The following is a 15,702-nucleotide window of genomic DNA, read 5'->3' on the forward strand; positions in this document are numbered from 1 at the left end:
GATGGCGCTGTTCGAACTCCACCAGGGCACCTCGCCCGTCATCCTCGCTTTCCCGCATACCGGCACGGATGTCCCCGCCGATATCTGGGAGCGCCTCAACGACAACGGCCGCATCCTCGCGGACACCGACTGGCACATCGAGCGTCTCTATGACGGTCTGCTGCCGAACGTGACGACGGTGCGTGCCACGTTCCACCGCTACGTCATCGATGCCAACCGTGATCCGGCCGGCGTCAGCCTCTATCCCGGGCAGAACACCACCGGCCTCGTGCCGGAAACGGATTTCGACGGCAAGCCGATCTGGAAGGATGGTGCGGCACCGACCGAGGCGGACATCGCCTATCGGCTGGCCAATTTCCACGCGCCCTATCACGCGGCCCTTGCCGCCGAGATCGAGCGGGTGAAGGCGATCCACGGCGTGGCGATCCTCTACGATTGCCACTCGATCCGCTCGCTGATCCCCTTCCTGTTCGAAGGCCGGCTGCCGGATTTCAACGTCGGCACCGACATGGGCCGCACTTGCGACAAGGCGATCGAAACGGCGACGTTCGAGGCCTGCGCCGCAGCAGAAGGCAATACCAGCATTCTCAACGGCCGCTTCAAGGGCGGCTGGACGACCCGCCACTACGGCAAGCCGGAAACCGGCGTGCACGCCATCCAGATGGAACTCGCGCAGGTGAGCCATCTTGCGACGGAGGTCCCGCCCTTCGCCCTCGACGAGGAGAAGGCCGCGCGGCTGCGCATTCCTTTGAAAGACATCCTGAACCGTCTCGAGGCGCTCGCCTCCACCCTTCCACGCTGATCCGGGAGAACCAGCCAATGACCGACAATCCCCGCCACAACATCCGCGAAATCCGCGCCGCCACAGGCACCGAGCTCACCGCCAAGAGCTGGATGACCGAAGCGCCGCTGCGCATGCTGATGAACAATCTCGATCCTGACGTTGCGGAAAACCCGCATGAACTGGTCGTCTATGGCGGCATCGGCCGCGCCGCCCGCACCTGGGCCGATTTCGACAAGATCGTCGCCTCGCTGCGCGATCTCGAAGAAAACGAGACGCTGATCGTGCAGTCCGGCAAGCCCGTCGGCATCTTCCGTACGCACAAGGATGCGCCGCGCGTCCTGATCGCCAACTCCAACCTGGTGCCGCATTGGGCGACCTGGGACCACTTCAACGAGCTGGATAAGAAGGGCCTTGCCATGTACGGCCAGATGACGGCCGGCTCGTGGATCTATATCGGCAGCCAGGGCATCGTTCAGGGCACCTACGAGACCTTCGTCGAAGCCGGCCGCCAGCATTATAACGGCGACCTCAAGGGCAAGTGGGTTCTGACCGGCGGTCTCGGTGGCATGGGCGGCGCCCAGCCGCTCGCCGCCGTCATGGCCGGCGCCTCCTGCCTTGCCGTCGAATGCAACCCCGACTCGATCGATTTCCGCCTGCGCACCCGTTACATCGACGAAAAGGCCGAAACGCTCGACGAGGCGCTCGCCATGATCGACCGCTGGACCAAGGCCGGTGAAGCCAAGTCCGTCGGCCTGCTCGGCAACGCCGCCGAGATCCTGCCGGAAATGGTCCGCCGCGGTATCCGCCCCGACATGGTGACCGACCAGACGTCGGCGCACGACCCGATCAACGGCTACCTGCCGAAGGGTTGGACGATGGCGCAGTGGAAGGAAAAACGCGAAAGCGACCCGAAGGCCGTCGAAAAGGCCGCCCGCGCCTCGATGCGCGAGCATGTCGAAGCGATGATCGCCTTCCAGGACATGGGCATCCCGACCTTCGACTACGGCAACAACATCCGCCAGGTCGCCAAGGAAGAGGGCCTCGAAAACGCCTTCGCCTTCCCCGGCTTCGTGCCGGCCTATATCCGCCCGCTGTTCTGCCGCGGCATCGGTCCGTTCCGCTGGGCGGCCCTCTCCGGCGATCCGGAAGACATCCGCAAGACCGACGCCAAGGTCAAGGAACTGCTGCCCGACAACAAGCACCTGCACAACTGGCTCGACATGGCTGCCGAGCGCATCGCCTTCCAGGGCCTGCCGGCGCGCATCTGCTGGGTCGGCCTCGGTGATCGTCACCGCCTCGGCCTCGCCTTCAACGAGATGGTCAAGAACGGCGAACTGAGCGCGCCGATCGTCATCGGCCGCGACCATCTCGACTCGGGCTCCGTCGCCTCGCCGAACCGCGAGACGGAATCGATGCAGGACGGTTCGGACGCCGTGTCCGACTGGCCGCTGCTCAACGCGCTGCTCAACACCGCCTCGGGCGCGACCTGGGTGTCGCTCCACCACGGCGGCGGCGTCGGCATGGGCTTCTCGCAGCATTCGGGCGTCGTCATCTGCGCCGACGGCACGGATGCGGCAGCCGAGCGCCTCGGCCGCGTGCTGTGGAACGACCCGGCAACGGGCGTCATGCGCCACGCCGATGCCGGCTACGACATCGCGCTCGATTGCGCCAAGGACAAGGGCCTGCGCCTGCCGGGCATTCTCGGCAACTGATCAAACCACAAGGGGCGGCACGATGTGTCGCCCCTTTCTATTCGTGCATTCGGGAGGAGGTTCCCATGACAGACATCACCAGCCAGCAGGGTGGCTCGCGCGCCGGCGCGGGCCTCAAGCTCGTTCTTTTCAGCGTCATCGGCATTTTTCTGTTCTTCGTGCCGGTCACGATCGCCGAAAAATCGACGATCCTGCTCGACCACGCCGCAACGGCGCTCGCCACGCAACTGCGGCCGATCGCCGTCACCTTCATCATGTTGCTGATCGCCTATGGCGCGCTTTCGCCGTTCATCCGCGGCACGTGGAAGAAAAACGTCACCGAGACGATCTTCTCGCTGCTGCGTGTGCTCGGTCTCGTGCTTTCCGGCATGTATCTCGCCGGCATCGGCCCGGAAAGCTTCTTTGCGCCGGACATGCTGCCCTTCCTGTTCGACAAGCTCGTGCTTTCCGTCGGCCTGATCGTGCCGATCGGTGCCCTGGCGCTTGCCTTCCTCATCGGCTACGGCCTGCTGGAATTCACCGGCGTGCTGGTGCAGCCGGTCATGCGGCCGATCTGGCGCACGCCCGGCTGGTCAGCAATCGATGCTGTCGCCTCCTTTGTCGGCAGCTATTCGCTGGCGCTTCTGATCACCGACCGCGTCTTCAAGGAAGGCAAGTACACGGTGCGCGAGGCGGTCATCATCGCGACCGGCTTCTCGACCGTTTCCGCCACCTTCATGATCATCGTCGCCAAGACGCTCGGCCTGATGGGCAACTGGAACCTCTATTTCTGGACGACCTTCGTCGTCACCTTCGTGGTGTCGGCGATCACCGCGCGCCTCTGGCCGATTGCCGGCAAGGACCATCCCGCCGACCGCGATCAGCCGCTACCGGCTGGAAAATCGCGCATCCAGACGGCGATCGATGTGGGCCTCGACCAGGCACAGGCCGCGCCGGCGCTCCTTTCCCTGCTGCGCGACACGTTCCTTGACGGCCTGCGCATGGCGTCGCTGATCCTGCCCAGCATCATGGCCGTCGGCCTGCTCGGCCTGCTTGCCGCCAAGTACACGCCGCTTTTCGACATTCTCGGCCTGACGCTCTATCCGTTCACCTGGATTGCGCAGTTCGCCGATCCGATGCTTGCCGCAAAGTCGCTGGCCTCGGGCCTTGCCGAAATGTTCCTGCCTGCCATCCTGCTGAAGGATGCCGACATCGTGCTGAAATTCGTCGCCGCCGTCGTCTCGGTCAGCCAGGTCCTGTTCCTGTCGGCCTCTATCCCCTGCGTGCTGGCAACCTCAATCCCGCTGTCCTTCCGTGACCTGATCGTCATCTGGTACATCCGCACGGCGCTCAGCATCCTCGTTACGGCACCGATCGCCTGGCTCGCTGTTTCGATGGGCTGGCTTGCCTGATGGCGCGGCTCTACCGCAACAGCGACCATCGCCGCATGCCGTGGAAGAACGGCGGCGGCGAGACGGTCGAGGTGGTCGTTCATCCGGAAGGCGCCGGTCTTGCGGATTTCGGCTGGCGCGTCAGCATGGCGACGGTGGCGAGCGATGGCCCGTTCTCCGTCTTCCCCGGCATCGACCGCACGCTGGCGGTGCTGTCGGGGGACGGCATGGCGCTGTCCATCGAAGCGCTTGGCGAGCAGCTGCTGAAACCGGAGACCACACCCCTCGCCTTCCCGGCCGACGCACCCACCACGGCGCGCCTGACGGGTGGGCCGATCACCGACCTCAACGTGATGACGCGGCGGGGTGTCTTTCAGCACACGCTCGTCCATCATGTCGCGACTGGCTCCGAGGCCCTGCCGGCATCGCCCGGCGAGCGTCTGCTGCTGGCGCTGGCACCGCTCGGCGTCTCTACCGCCGAGGGTCTCGTCGGTCTCCAGCCGCTCGATGCCCTCGTGCTCGATGGCGGAGAGACGGCGGAGGTTCTGCCTGTCGGGGAGCAGGCCGCCTTCTATCTGGTAGAAATCTCGCCAGCCTGAGCCCTGGGCAGAAGCGATTTCCTTGTCCGCGCTTCAGCGGAGTGCTACCTCCCGGCACATCAATTTGCCGGGAGACATTTTCATGAGACATCGCACATTCGGCCGCACGGGTTTCACCACCACGGATATCGGCTTCGGCGCCTGGCAGATCGGCGGCGCCTGGGGTGACGTCACCGAGGCTGATGGCCGTGCCGCCCTCAATGCCGCGCTCGACGCCGGCATGACCTTCATCGACACCGCTGACGTCTATGGCGACGGTCGCTCGGAAAAGATCATCGCCGACGTTCTCAAGGACCGTGGCGGCCAGCGCCCGATGGTGGCGACCAAGGCCGGCCGCAGGCTTTCGCCGCATGTGGCCGACGGCTACAGCAAACAAAACCTGGAAGGCTTCATCGATCGCAGCCTGACGAATCTCGGCGTCGAATGCCTCGACCTCGTGCAGCTTCACTGCCCGCCGGTGGAGGTCTACTACCGGCCGGAGGTCTTCCATGCACTGGAAGAGATCAAGGCTGCCGGCAAGATCGCCAACTATGGCGTCAGCGTCGAGAAGGTCGAGGAAGCGCTGAAGGCGATCGAATATCCAGGCGTCGTCAGCGTGCAGATCATCTACAACATCTTCCGCCAGCGCCCGGCGCAGCTGTTCTTCCAGGAGGCGGCCCGTCGGAATGTCGCGGTCATCGCCCGCGTGCCGCTGGCCAGTGGTCTGCTTTCCGGCAAGATCACCCAAAACACCGCCTTCGCGGCCGACGACCACCGCAACTTCAACCGCCACGGCGAATCCTTCGACGTCGGCGAGACCTTTGCCGGCGTGCCCTTCGAAACGGGGCTTCAGGCCGTGGAGGAGATCCGCGCGCTGGTGCCGACCGGCGCCACCATGGCGGCCTTCGCGCTGCGCTGGATCCTGATGGCGGACGCCGTCAGCGTCGTCATTCCGGGCGCCCGCAATGCCGAGCAGGCGAAAGCCAATGCCGCCGCCGCCAGCCTTCCGGCTATTCCCCAGGACGTGATGGAAGCGACGCGCGAGGTCTATTCCCGCCTCGTCGCGCCGCATGTGCACGACCGCTGGTAAGACACGCCGATCACGCTGCGTGCATAAATTGAAATGATAGCGAACATCATGGCTATCTATTTCGTTTATGCACGCGCACGCGCTACCGTTCCCCTCGGTCACAATCAGAACAGGGGAACGACCATGAAAAGAATGTTTGCCGCACTGGTTCTCGCAGGCTCTACCCTACTTTCCACCGCGACCTTTGCCGAAACGCTGAAGATCGGCACGGAGGGCGCCTATCCGCCCTTCAACTTCCAGGATTCCGCCGGCAAGCTCGGCGGCTTCGACGTAGAGATCGGCCTGGCGCTCTGCGAAAAGATGAAGGCCGACTGCGAAGTGGTCGCGCAGGATTGGGACGGCATCATTCCCGGCCTGATCGCCAAGAAGTACGACATGATCATCGCGTCGATGTTCATCACCGAAGAGCGTAAGAAGCAGGTCAACTTCACCGACCCCTACTATCTCGCCGCCATGACGCATGCCGCACCGAAGGGGGCCGGCATTACCGACTTCACAAAGGAAGGCATGAAAGGCAAGACGATCGGCGCCCAGTCCGGCACGACGCAGGCTGACTATGCCGCAGCCATCTACACGGAGTCCGAGATCAAGCTCTACCCGACACAGGACGAAGTGAACCTCGACATGGTGAACGGCCGGCTCGACCTGCAGGTGGGTGACATGATCCCGCTGCTCGATTGGGTCACCAAGAACGACGATGGCAAGGCCTGCTGCGAACTGATCGGCGAGCCCATCACCGACCCGAAATTCGTCGGCGAAGGCGTCGGCATCGCGGTGCGCCAGGAAGACAACGACCTGCGTGAAAAGCTGAATGCCGCGCTGAAGGCCATCCGCGAGGACGGCACCTACAAGAAGATCAACGACAAGTACTTCTCCATCGATATCTATACGATGAAGTAGGATCCGCGGGGCGGCTTCGGCCGCCCCTTTTTTCGTTTGAGGCATCAAGGACCGCGCTGCGTATCCCCAACAGGTTTTGGTCCGTGATAAGCGGTCGAAGGGGCCAGTTCACTCGGATCGTTTTCGATCGGGCTGACGAGAAACGGAAATGGGTCGAATGCCCGCCGGGGCCGGAACTCCATGCGGGCTTCGACGCCCGCTGCCAAAAGCTCATCGACATAGGCCCCCGCGAGTCCGCTGGTGCTAAACCGTTCCCACATATGGTATTTCCCCTTCTTTCAGGGTGCCCAATGCGCTGGAAACGAAATTGGTTCCGCCAAAAAAACCACCGGCCGATCACATTTTTCGCAGTCTCGGACCGCCTCCCCTTGCCTCTCATTGAGCTGCCATTCTAACTACACGCATGCCGATAAATCGCCTCGAACGCTTTGCGCACAACCTCGACTGGAACCTGCTGCGCACCTTCGTGGTCGTGGTCGAGGAAGGCTCGATCACGCGGGCGGCGAACCGGCTGCTGCTGCAACAGCCCGCCGTCAGCATGGCGCTGAAGCGGCTGGAGCAATCGGTCGGTCACCGGCTGATCGACCGCAGCCCCGGCCGCTTCGAACTGACGGAGGCCGGTGAGCGGCTGCACGCCCTCTGCCATGACATTTTCTCGGCCATCGTGCGGCTGCCCGAGGCGATGGAGCCCTCCGGCGAGGACATTGCCGGGCACATCACGCTGCATGCCGTCAGCCATGCCCTCAACCCTGCCTGGGACCGGGCGATCGCGGATTTCTTCCGGCTGCATCCGCGCGTCACCGTCGGCGTCACGATTGAGACGACGACAGACGTCATCCGCGCGGTGGAGCGGGGTGTCGCGACACTCGGCCTTTCCGATGGCATCATTCCGGAGGGGCTGGACAAGGTGCCGTTCTGCTACGAGCGCTACGCGCTCTATTGCGGCCGGGGGCACCGACTGTTCGGCGTGCTGGATGCCCGGCTGGAGGACCTGCGTGGCGAACCCTATGTCAGCTTTCTCGCCGACGTGCTCGGCGGGCCGCATATGGGGCCGGTGACGGCGGTGCGCGCCGTCGGCTCCTTCGGCCAGCAGGTGCGGGCACTTGCCTTCAACGTAGAGGAGGTGTTGCGGCTGGTCGTTGCCAATGCCGGCATCGGCATGCTGCCGGCGCATCTCACAGGGGCGGCCCTGACGGCCGGTGAATTGTGGCAGCTGCCACCCTACGAGGACCTGCCGATCACCGAAACGTTCCGCATCACCAATCCCGGCTCGGCGCTCAATCCCGCCGAGCGCGCGTTCCTGGCGCACATGGCCGATGTGCCGCCGTGGCGCTGGGGCGAGCCACATCAATCCGGCTGATATCGGCCTTCATCTCTATAAATTTGAAGAATGCTGAAAGCTTTCGTACGCCTTTGCTAACCCTATGGAGGCGGCCATGCAGACGTTCGACATCGCAATCATCGGCGGCGGCATCGCCGGCATTTCGCTCGCCTATTTCCTCAGCCCGCACCGCTCCGTCGTCGTGCTGGAGCGGGAACCGGCGCTCGGCTATCACAGCACGGGTCGCTCTGCCGCCGAATTCACGCTGCGTGACAACGCGCCCCTCGTGAACGCGCTCGCCCGCGCCAGCCATGCCTTCCTGGCCACGCCGCCCGAAGGCTTCGCAACCGTACCGCTTCTCATCCCACGCGGCAGCATCCTCCTCGGCACCCATGGCAAGGAGGCGCTGGTGCACGAGCGTTTCGAGCAGGCCAAGGCGCTCGGCGTTGCCGTGGAATGGCTCGACGAGGCCGCATTGCTTGCCCGCGCGCCCATTCTGAACCCCGCCTACGCCGCCGCGGCCTATTTCGATCCCGATTACTGGGACATCGAGGTCGATGCCCTGCTGCAGGCCTATGCCCGCCATGCCCGGCGTCACGGCGCGCTCATCCTGGAAAACCGCCAGCTTGCCGCCGCCCGGCGCGTCGGCGAGAAATGGCTGATCGAGACCAACGAGGAGACGATTGCCGCCGGCGTGCTGGTCAATGCGGCAGGCGGCTGGGCGGACATGGTGGCAAGCCTCGCCGGCGTCGCCCCCGTGGGCATCGTGCCACACCGGCGCACCGCCATCACCGTCGACCTGCCAGAGGGCGTGGATGCCGGCCACCTGCCGGAAATCAACGAGATCGAGGAAATCTTCTACTTCAAGCCGGAAGGCGGCCGCCTGCTCGCCTCGCCGGCCGATGCGACGCCCTGCGAGCCGGCGGACGTGCAGCCGGAAGAACTCGATATCGCCTATGCCGCCCACTATGTGGAAGAAGCGACGACGCTCAGCGTACGCCGCGTGTTCAAGAGCTGGGCCGGCATGCGCAGTTTTTCCGCCGATCGCCTGCCCGTCATCGGCCCGGCACGGGACGAGCCGAGCTTCTTCTGGCTCGCCGGCCAGGGCGGCTATGGCATCCTGACATCGCCAGCACTTGGCAGCCTCGCCTCGGCCCTTCTCGCCGGCAGCCCCGTGCCGGAGCCGCTCGTCTGCGAGGGCATCGGGGCCGACACCTTCAGCCCCGCACGCTTCTCCTGAAACGAAACGGGCGCCTCAAGGGCGCCCGTTCTGTTTTCAAGCTTCCGTCGCCGGTGTCCCCGGCGTTGCGGTGGCCACGGCGCGATCCTTCCAATAACGGTTGAGGAAGAGCAGGATCGGACCGCCGATATAGATCGACGAGGTCGTCGCGACGATGACGCCGAACAGCATCGGCCAGGCGAACGGCTTTACTGTATCGCCACCCCAGATCGCCATCGGCAGCAGCGAGATCGCCACGGCAACGGAGGTGAAGATGCATCGCATGACCACCTGGTTGATCGACAGGTCGATGAGGTCGGAGAACGGCATCGACTTGTATTTGCGCATGTTCTCTCGCATGCGGTCGTACACCACCACCTTGTCGTTGACCGAATAGCCGATCAGCGTCAGCACGGCGGCGATGGCCGTCAGGTTGAAGTCGATCTGCATCAGCGAGAAGAAACCGATCATCTTGGTGATGTCCAGGATCAGCGTCGCAATGGCGCCCACGGCGAAGTGCCATTCGAAGCGCCACCAGATGTAGATCAGGATGGCCAGCATGCCGAGGCCGACGGCCAGGAAGCCGGAACGCGCCAGTTCCGTGCTGACCGTCGGGCCGACCACTTCCGTGCGCTCGATGCTCGCGTCCGGGATGACTTCGGCAACGGTGTCGCGAACCTTCTGAAGGGCTGCGGTCTGCACCTCTTCCCCACCCGGCTGGCGCTGGACGCGCACGAGCACGGACGTGCCCTGGCCGAATTCCTGTAGCGCCACTTCGCCGAGGTTCAGGCCTTCCAGCTTTTCGCGCAGCGGCGCCAGGTTGATCGCCGTCTTGGACGCCGCCTCCACCTGGATACCACCGACGAAGTCGATGCCGTAGTTGAGGCCCGGCGTGAAGAACAGGATGACCGAGCTTGTCGAGATGAAGGCCGACATGGCGATGGCGATATAGCGGCCGCGCATGAAGGAGAAAGTCGGAATGCTCCAGACTTGGCCGAAGATCGAATGGATGTCGATCTTCTTCATCTTGCGACGCAGGACCACCTCGCGCATCAGGAAGCGCACGAAGGTGATCGAGGTGAACATCGAGATCGCAAGGCCGATGATCATGGTGATGGCGAAGCCGCGAACCGGGCCCGAGCCGAACATGAAGAGCAGGATCATGCCGACCATGGTCGTCATGTTGCCGTCGACGATGGTCGCATAGGCCTTGTTGAAGCCGACATCGAGCGCCTTGATGGCGCTGGCCCCCGCCGCCGTCTCTTCACGGATACGGGCGTTGATGAGGATGTTGGCGTCCACCGCCATGCCGATGCCGAGGATGATACCGGCGATACCGGGCAAGGTGAGCGTGGAGCCGAGGATGCCGAGCAGGCCGATCGTCAGGATCGTGTGCAGCACGAGGCCGAGATTGGCGATGAGGCCCCAGGAACCGTAGAGCACCTGCATCATCACCACGACGGCGAGCAGGCCGGCGAAGCCCGTATAGAGACCCATGCGGATCGAGTCCGAACCGAGGTTCGGGCCGACGGTGCGTTCTTCGATGATGGTGAGCGGTGCCGGCAGCGCGCCGGAACGCAGCAGCGCCGAAAGCACGGTCGCTTCCTGCGGGTTGAAGTTGCCGGAAATCTGGCCCTGGCCGCCGATGATCGGCTCACGGATGACGGGAGCCGTCAGCACCTTGCCGTCGAGAACGATAGCGAAGGGTTTTCCGACATTGGCCTGGGTGATTTCCGCAAACTGCCGCGCGCCGGTCGAATCGAAGCTGAACGAGACGATCGGTTCGTTCGTGCGCTGGTCGAAGCCGGCCTTGGCATCGGAAAGACGGTCGCCCGAGATGGCGACACGCTCTTCGACGGCGTATTTGCCGGGGTCGTTGGCGCCGGGCAGGATCATCACGCCGCGCGGGGCGACGCTGTTCGGATCCACCGACTGGTCGACCATGTGGAAGCTCATCTGCGCGGTCGAACCGAGCAACTGGCGCAGGCGCGTCGGATCCTGGAGACCCGGCAGCTGCACGAGGATGCGGTCGCCGCCCACACGCTGGATCAGCGGTTCGGCCACGCCGACCTGGTCGACGCGGCGGCGGATGATTTCAAGGCTCTGCTCGACGGCAGCCGACATGCGTTCGTTGATGCCGGCCTCCGTCAGCGTGACGTTGATCACGAGGTCGCTGGTCGCGACGTCGATATCGGAGGAGCCGCCGCCGAAGCCGAGCGTGGAGGTCGGCGTCGCGAGCTTGCGCACTTCCGGCAGCACCTTGTCGAGTGCCGCCTGATCGGGGAGCGTCACCGTCAGCGTCGTGCCGGCAAGGCGCGCCGCCGAGGCGCGTTCGCCGGCCGTGCGCAGGATGGCGCGCGTGTCGTTGAGCAGCGAATCCATGCGCGCCTTGCGCAGCGCTGCGGAATCAACCTCGAGCACGAGGTGCGAACCGCCCTTCAGGTCGAGACCGAGGGTGACAGGGTTGGCGGGCAGATAACGCCCGTATTTCGCCTGCTGCTCAGGCGTCAGCACGTTGGGCACCGCCGCGAGCATCCCGAAGAGGATGATGACGGCGGAGATAAACAATGCCCATTTGGAGGTTTTCATGGGTTGTTCCACTTAACTGCCGGACAGGCGCGACAGGTTTGCCGGCGCCGTCCGTGGGATCGGAATTTCTGTTCGATGGCGCGGCGCCGAAGCGCCACAAGGCCTCAGGCGGCAAGAGCCGGAGGCGCACGGCTGCGGAAGGATGCCGGACCGGAGCGCCCCGGAGCAGCATCGTCAACGGCAGAAAAAGCCTCGTCCAAGGCGATTTCAAAGGGGTAAAGCAGCGTGCCGGCACCCGCGACAAGCGCCTTGCCGCCAGCATCGCCTTCCGGCAGGCCGGCCTTTGCCTTGGCGATTCGCCGCTCGGCATGGCCGCTTGCCGGGAACCACAGGTCGTCGGCGGCAGACAGCGGTGACGGCGCAACGCCGCCCTCGGCGGCCGTACGGTCGGGGTGGTCGGCTGTGCGCGTCGTATCCGGCAGGGAGAATTGCGACAGGAACAGGGTAACGAGCAGCACGAGGAAGCCGACGGGTGCAAAACCCCGCTCCCACATGCTCGCCTCTTTCCCGGTCCTCATCATCATGCCTGTCCGTTTTGCGAAGGCGGAACACCACGCGAAGCAGGCTTCGCGGCGGTGCAGATGGTGCGCCAAGAACCACTTACCGCCCGGCGAGTCAAGTTCCGGGCGTCAACGCCTGCCTGAGAAACCAAACGTTTCAGCCCTCACAATTCATGCAGCGTGACGTCCGGGCAGGCTTCCAGCGCCAGATCGCGCAAATGCTGGTGGTGTGTCAGGTAGATCACCTGGCCACCCTTCGCCATATCGCCCATCACGCGCAGCGCATTGAGGGCACGGCGATCGTCGAAGGTCTCCATGATGTCATCGGCGATGAAGGGCGCGATCTCCCGGCTGGCAGCGATCTCGTGATAGCCGGCCACGCGCAGTGCCAGATAGAGCTGGAAGCGCGTGCCCTTGGAAAGGTCCTTGGCGAGTTTCGAGCCGCCGGAGGCGGCATTGACGACGAGAAACTCGCCGTCCTTCTCCAGCACCGTCGAAAGGCCGGCATATTCGCCGCCGGTGATGTCACGGAACGTTTTCGAGGCCCGCTCCATCATGGCGCTGCGGTGGCGCTCGCGGTAGAGCCGCAACGCCTGCTCCGCCGCCAGGATGCCGGCGCGCGTCGCCAGATACCGCCGCGACTTTTCCGCAAGCTCGATCAGCGCCGTGCGCCGTCGCTCCTCCAGCGCCGCCGCCTCGTCGCTGCCGGCGACCCGCGACAGAGCTTCCTGTGCCCGTGCCCGTGCCAGATGCTGCTCCTCCACCGCGCGGTCGAGGCCTTCCAGCCGCGTCGAGAGGTCCGCCCTCTCCCCCGCCAGCTGATCGTCGTCAACCGCCGAAAGCAGCGCTTCGGCCTCCTCGACCGTTTCGGTGCGCATCTGCTGCACCAGATCGCGCGCCGCATCCTCGATGCGACCGAGAACATCGTCCCGCTTGCGATAGGCCTCGAGCAGGAGATCGGCCTCGGCAAGGCTGTCGCAGCCGAGGAAGGCGAAGATTTCCGCAAGCCGCGACGTCAGGACGGCGCGGCGCTCGTCCAGCGCCCTCTCCTCTTCTTCAAGCCTTGCCAATACCTTGTCGATCGCCTCGCCGCGCTCGTGGACGGTTTTGGCGGCGGCAAGCCGTTGGCCAAGGCCCGCAACGGTAGACAGCGGGTCTTCCGCCTGGAACGGCTCGGAAAGCCGTTCGGCAAGCCGACGGGCATGGTTGCCGTAGTCCTGCTGGTCACGGCGCATTCCGGCGATGCGATGGTCGAACTCACGCCGCCGCTCAACATTCTGGGCAAGCGTTTGCAAGGTCGGAAGAAGCGCCGCCAGACGCTCCGGCTCGGCAGGCGCCGTCTCTGTTGCAAGCCAGGTGCCGGCGATCGCGTTGTCCCAGGCCTCCTGCCACGCCGCGAGTGCCGAAGCAGCCTCCTCCGCCGCCTTCCGGCGCGTTTCCAGATCGGCTTTTGCGCGCGCCAGATGCTCAACCGCGGCAAGGCGCTGTGCACGCGCGGCCTTCAAAGCCTCCAAACGGTCTTCAGCAAGGAACAGGACTTCGTCGACGGCTACGTCTTGCTGAGGGGCGCTACCAAGGAGAGTATGGAACCGGGCACGCAAGGCGCGCGCCTCCGTCTCGACCAGATCAACCTGGATCTCCTGCTGCGCGAGGCTGCCGTGTTTTTCCAGCGTCACCGACCGTTGCTCGAGCCAGGCGCTCATCTGCGCGAGCGGCGTTTCGCCAGGCAGGCCCATAGAGCTGGCGAGCGAAGACACCTCGGCGTCGATTTCCGCGCTCACCTGCTCCAGCCGCGTGGCTTCGGCGCCAAACGTCCGCAGCCGGGCCGCACCCTCTGCTGCGGTGCGTTCGAGAACGCGCAGCTCCGAAAGGCGATCGGCATTGCGCAGGCGCGCATCCCTGGCGCGGTCATCCTCACGCATGGCGTGCTCGAAGGTCGCCGCAGAATCGCTGTCAAGGACGGCGAGATGCCTTTGCCAAACGGTCTCTCGTATCGCCCGAAGCTGGTCCGCACGCTCCTCTCCCGTCGCACCGGTCGTTTGCTGCAGGGCCTCGAGCGTCGCCGTGGCGGACTTTATGTCCAGTTCCAGCGCCGTGACCTGCTCCTGTTGGCGATGCAAGGCCTCGGCGGCCGCATTGGACCTCTTGCGCAATGTTTCCAGCTCCGCCGCCCCGGGGACGGCAAGCCCCTCCAGCGCCGCTGCCGTGCCGGACCAGGGTGCGAGGCGTGCCATCGCGCTGTCCGCCTCCTGCCGCGCAAGAGCGACAAGACGGCGGACTTCGCGCAGGCGTGCCGGGAGATCGCCGGAACGGGCGGCGCGCAGGGCCGCGCCGAGCGTGGACAGAAGCGCGTCGTCGCGGCCCGCATCCTCGTCCGAAACGGCGCCCGCCTTGCTGCCGGTCGCAGTCAATGACTTTTCCGCTTCGGCGCGCTCCCGAAGGGCCGCTTCGGAGCGTTCGACTAGCGCCGTTCGCCGCGACAGGAGGGTTGCGAGCTTTTCGCCCAGGCCGGGTGGCAGCAGGGTTTCCGCAGGATCGGCATCCGGCGAAAGGCCGAGCGCGGCAATGCCCGCGCCGATCGTCGCAACGACGCGGTCGCGCTCCGCCTCGCGGGAGGACAGGTCCATCGCCGCGGTCCGGAAGCGGGCTTCGAGAGCAGAGCCGGCAAGCGCCGCAATGTCCGCCTCCGCCGCAAGCGCGGCATCGTCCTCGGAAAGTGCTGCACGCTCCTCGACATGGCGCTCACGCTCGGCTTCGACCCGCGCGGCCCGCGCCGCGATCTCGGCCTCCTCGCGCGCCAGTTCACCCGAAAGCGCGCGCCAGGCCATTGGCGGGGAATCGCCGAGATCGAAGGCCCCGAGTTCCGTCCGCAGGGCGCGCAGGCGCCGGAGATAGGGCAGCGCGGAAAGGCTGCGCTCCACCAGCGCCAAGGCGGCGCGCATGCGGGAGCGGGCGGCGGTCACCTCCTCGTGCCGCTGGGCGGCGGCGTCGCGGTCGCGCACCAGAATGCCGTAGTCGCGGGCGGCCACGTCGAGCGTCTTGCGTTCCGCGGCCAGCGCCTCGATCTCCGCCTTCAGCGCCGAGAGGCCGTGTTTACGCCCGGACGGGCGATAGAATTCGTCGGCTTCCAGCTTCAGCGCGGCAAGTCCCGAGGCCATGTCGGATAGGCCGGAGCTCGCCGAAAACAGCATCGAGCCGAGTTCACCCTCGCTCTTCAGGATGTCTTCACCGCCCTTTTCGATGCTCTCGTCGTCCAGCGAGAACATCGTGCGGTAGGCGTTGCGGTCCATGCCGCCGAGCACGGAGGCGAAAAGCGTGTCCGGCAACGGCCGGTCATCGACGGAAACGAGCGAGGCCTGATTGCGTTTCAGGCGATAGGCGTCGTGGTGTTCGCCGCCGATGGAAAGCCGGCCGCCGACGCGCATCAGTGAATAGGGGTGTAGAAAGCCGTAGGCACTCGATTTCTCGATACCGAAGAGCAGGTCGAGATAGGCGGAGAACAGGGTGGATTTGCCGGCCTCGTTGGGGCCGTGCACGAGGTGGAAATCCGGTTTTCCCGGCCGCACCGGGCCGAAATCGAGACTGCGATCGGTGAATTTTCCATAGCGGACGAGGTCGAGGCGATCGAGGCGCATGGCG

At 65.2% G+C, this 15,702-nt stretch carries 11 protein-coding genes; 8 read left to right on the forward strand and 3 right to left on the reverse strand.

The annotated features are described in order from the left end of the window. The first annotated feature begins 1 nt into the window (after window position 1). The 8 genes from hutG to GR138_RS16580 all read left to right on the forward strand — a co-directional run bounded on the left by hutG (window position 2) and on the right by GR138_RS16580 (window position 8,995). A complete protein-coding gene (gene hutG, locus GR138_RS16545; protein ID WP_160860359.1) occupies window positions 2–802 on the forward strand; it encodes an N-formylglutamate deformylase in 801 nt (266 codons plus the stop codon). Window positions 803–819: 17 nt separating this feature from the next. Further along, window positions 820–2,496 carry a urocanate hydratase gene (hutU, locus tag GR138_RS16550; protein WP_160860360.1) on the forward strand — a complete coding sequence of 559 codons (1,677 nt, stop codon included), beginning with the start codon at window positions 820–822 and terminating at the stop codon, window positions 2,494–2,496. Window positions 2,497–2,561: 65 nt separating this feature from the next. Continuing rightward, window positions 2,562–3,887: a YjiH family protein gene (locus GR138_RS16555; protein WP_160860361.1), complete on the forward strand. Its 1,326-nt coding sequence runs from the start codon at window positions 2,562–2,564 to the stop codon at window positions 3,885–3,887. Beyond that, window positions 3,887–4,465, forward strand: coding sequence for a HutD/Ves family protein (locus GR138_RS16560; RefSeq protein ID WP_160860362.1), 579 nt, complete (start codon window positions 3,887–3,889; stop codon window positions 4,463–4,465). The genes GR138_RS16555 and GR138_RS16560 overlap by 1 nt, the downstream gene beginning before the upstream one ends. Before the next feature lie 82 nt (window positions 4,466–4,547). Next, the gene (locus GR138_RS16565; RefSeq protein WP_160860363.1) at window positions 4,548–5,534 is read left to right on the forward strand and encodes an aldo/keto reductase; all 987 of its coding nucleotides are present in this window, start codon (window positions 4,548–4,550) and stop codon (window positions 5,532–5,534) included. Window positions 5,535–5,657: 123 nt separating this feature from the next. Beyond that, window positions 5,658–6,434 carry an ABC transporter substrate-binding protein gene (locus GR138_RS16570; RefSeq protein ID WP_160860364.1) on the forward strand — a complete coding sequence of 259 codons (777 nt, stop codon included), beginning with the start codon at window positions 5,658–5,660 and terminating at the stop codon, window positions 6,432–6,434. 403 nt (window positions 6,435–6,837) lie between these two features. Beyond that, on the forward strand, window positions 6,838–7,794 hold the full coding sequence (locus GR138_RS16575; protein ID WP_160860365.1) for a LysR family transcriptional regulator: 957 nt from the start codon (window positions 6,838–6,840) through the stop codon (window positions 7,792–7,794). Between the two features lie 76 nt (window positions 7,795–7,870). Next, entirely contained in the window at window positions 7,871–8,995 is a 1,125-nt protein-coding gene (locus tag GR138_RS16580; protein WP_160860366.1) for an NAD(P)/FAD-dependent oxidoreductase, read from the forward strand. Between the two features lie 36 nt (window positions 8,996–9,031). On the opposite strand, the gene secD is transcribed toward GR138_RS16580, so the two are convergent. The 3 genes from secD to GR138_RS16595 all read right to left on the reverse strand — a co-directional run bounded on the left by secD (window position 9,032) and on the right by GR138_RS16595 (window position 15,698). After that, window positions 9,032–11,563 (reverse strand): protein translocase subunit SecD, encoded by a 2,532-nt coding sequence (secD, locus tag GR138_RS16585; protein WP_160860367.1) that lies wholly within the window; start codon window positions 11,561–11,563, stop codon window positions 9,032–9,034. A gap of 104 nt (window positions 11,564–11,667) precedes the next feature. Further along, on the reverse strand, window positions 11,668–12,087 hold the full coding sequence (locus tag GR138_RS16590) for a hypothetical protein (protein ID WP_160860368.1): 420 nt from the start codon (window positions 12,085–12,087) through the stop codon (window positions 11,668–11,670). 140 nt (window positions 12,088–12,227) lie between these two features. Next, window positions 12,228–15,698 carry an AAA family ATPase gene (locus GR138_RS16595; protein WP_160860369.1) on the reverse strand — a complete coding sequence of 1,157 codons (3,471 nt, stop codon included), beginning with the start codon at window positions 15,696–15,698 and terminating at the stop codon, window positions 12,228–12,230. Between the last annotated feature and the right edge of the window lie 4 nt (window positions 15,699–15,702).

Source organism: Shinella kummerowiae, assembly GCF_009827055.1.
In the GTDB taxonomy this organism is placed as follows: domain Bacteria; phylum Pseudomonadota; class Alphaproteobacteria; order Rhizobiales; family Rhizobiaceae; genus Shinella; species Shinella kummerowiae.

What these genes read in the sequence shown, in the direction of transcription:
- GR138_RS16575 (WP_160860365.1), top strand. Translation starts at nt 6,838, where the DNA reads ATGCCGATAAATCGCCTCGAACGCTTTGCGCACAACCTCGACTGGAAC.
- hutU (WP_160860360.1), top strand. Translation starts at nt 820, where the DNA reads ATGACCGACAATCCCCGCCACAACATCCGCGAAATCCGCGCCGCCACA.
- GR138_RS16555 (WP_160860361.1), top strand. Translation starts at nt 2,562, where the DNA reads ATGACAGACATCACCAGCCAGCAGGGTGGCTCGCGCGCCGGCGCGGGC.
- GR138_RS16570 (WP_160860364.1), top strand. Translation starts at nt 5,658, where the DNA reads ATGAAAAGAATGTTTGCCGCACTGGTTCTCGCAGGCTCTACCCTACTT.
- hutG (WP_160860359.1), top strand. Translation starts at nt 2, where the DNA reads ATGGCGCTGTTCGAACTCCACCAGGGCACCTCGCCCGTCATCCTCGCT.
- GR138_RS16580 (WP_160860366.1), top strand. Translation starts at nt 7,871, where the DNA reads ATGCAGACGTTCGACATCGCAATCATCGGCGGCGGCATCGCCGGCATT.
- secD (WP_160860367.1), bottom strand. Translation starts at nt 11,563, where the DNA reads ATGAAAACCTCCAAATGGGCATTGTTTATCTCCGCCGTCATCATCCTC.
- GR138_RS16565 (WP_160860363.1), top strand. Translation starts at nt 4,548, where the DNA reads ATGAGACATCGCACATTCGGCCGCACGGGTTTCACCACCACGGATATC.
- GR138_RS16590 (WP_160860368.1), bottom strand. Translation starts at nt 12,087, where the DNA reads ATGATGATGAGGACCGGGAAAGAGGCGAGCATGTGGGAGCGGGGTTTT.
- GR138_RS16595 (WP_160860369.1), bottom strand. Translation starts at nt 15,698, where the DNA reads ATGCGCCTCGATCGCCTCGACCTCGTCCGCTATGGAAAATTCACCGAT.
- GR138_RS16560 (WP_160860362.1), top strand. Translation starts at nt 3,887, where the DNA reads ATGGCGCGGCTCTACCGCAACAGCGACCATCGCCGCATGCCGTGGAAG.